This window comes from Bacteroides rodentium JCM 16496, from assembly GCF_000614125.1.
In the GTDB taxonomy this organism is placed as follows: Bacteria; Bacteroidota; Bacteroidia; order Bacteroidales; family Bacteroidaceae; genus Bacteroides; species Bacteroides rodentium.
Map to the genome: position 1 here is coordinate 1 of NZ_BAKJ01000133.1, position 1332 is coordinate 1332.

Sequence of the window (1332 nt, forward strand, 5' to 3'; positions counted from 1 at the left end):
CATTAGTGTCCACTAAAAAAACATAAGAGTTCTTTGAAATAATTGAAATTCAATTTGTTACAGGTGCTTTTGAGAAAAACGGATTTGAATTTACTTTTGCAGTCTAAATCAGGCTGTTATGCTGAAAGACAAGTACGTTTTTGCTCAATTAGTTTCATTCTTGGATCGCAACAAATACAATCGAATAGTTGCTAAGTATCAGGGCGACAAATATATAAAGTCATTCACTTGCTGGAATCAGTTGCTTGTGATGATGTTCGGACAGCTTGCGAATCGCGAAAGTCTGCGCGATTTGATTGTGGCAACCGAGGCTCACTGTGGGAAACTTTACCATCTCGGAATGGGAAAATCAGTCACCCGGAGCAACCTTGCCAAAGCGAACGAAACGCGCGATTACCGCATCTTCGAGGAGTTTGCTTTCTACATGATTGAGCAGACAAGGAGCAAGCGAAAGACGGAGATTTTCAACCTCGGTGGTTCGGTATACGCCTTCGATTCCACGACGATTGACCTATGCCTGTCGGTATTCGACTGGGCTGGATTTCGTAAGCACAAGGGAGGCATAAAGATGCATACGCTCTATGACATTGAAACGCAAGTTCCTGCATTCGTGCATATTACCAATGCTTCGGTTCACGATTCAAAAGCTATGCCAGAGATACCGTATGAGCCTGGCGCTCATTATATCTTCGACCGTGGTTACAACGATTATGGCAATCTTTACAAGATTGACCTCATCGGGGGCTTCTTCGTTGTCAGGGCCAAGACCAATGTGCGGTTCAAACCACGGATATGGAAGCGGAGGCTTAAAAACGGAATAAAGTCGGATGCCACCGGTTCGTTTACGGTTTATAAAAGCTCAAAGGATTACCCGGAGGAGCTTCGTAAAATCGTTTACGTTAATCCGGAAGACGGCAAAACTTACATCTTTCTGACCAACAATCTCGATGCCCCGCCAGAACTTATCTGCAAGTTGTACCGCAACCGATGGAGCGTGGAGCTGTTCTTCAAATGGATCAAGCAGCATCTCAAAATCAAGAGATTTTGGGGAACATCCGAAAATGCGGTACGAATCCAAATCTATTGCGCCATAATCACTTATTGCCTTGTAGCAATGGTACAGCACGATATGCTGCTTGACCGAAGCGTCTATGAGGTGCTTCAGATTGTCGGCATATCCTTGACCGACAAAACTTCTTTGAGTGACCTGTTCGACAAATTGAATTTCAAAAATGTCAATGACATCTATGGTTCAAGTGGACCGAGTTTATTTGATTGTCTAACTTTTTAACCCATCAGTGCCCTCAAAATTTTTTAGTGGACACTAATGAT

Annotated in this window: 1 protein-coding gene; it reads left to right on the plus strand. The window is 43.4% G+C overall.

What is annotated here, in order from left to right:
* The first annotated feature begins 118 nt into the window (after nt 1-118).
* On the plus strand, nt 119-1291 hold the full coding sequence (locus JCM16496_RS21065) for an IS4 family transposase (protein WP_025836431.1): 1173 nt from the start codon (nt 119-121) through the stop codon (nt 1289-1291).
* The last annotated feature ends 41 nt before the right edge of the window (nt 1292-1332 follow it).

Bases quoted from the DNA above. Each gene is read 5' to 3' on its own strand.
- JCM16496_RS21065 (WP_025836431.1), top strand. From the start codon at position 119: ATGCTGAAAGACAAGTACGTTTTTGCTCAATTAGTTTCATTCTTGGAT.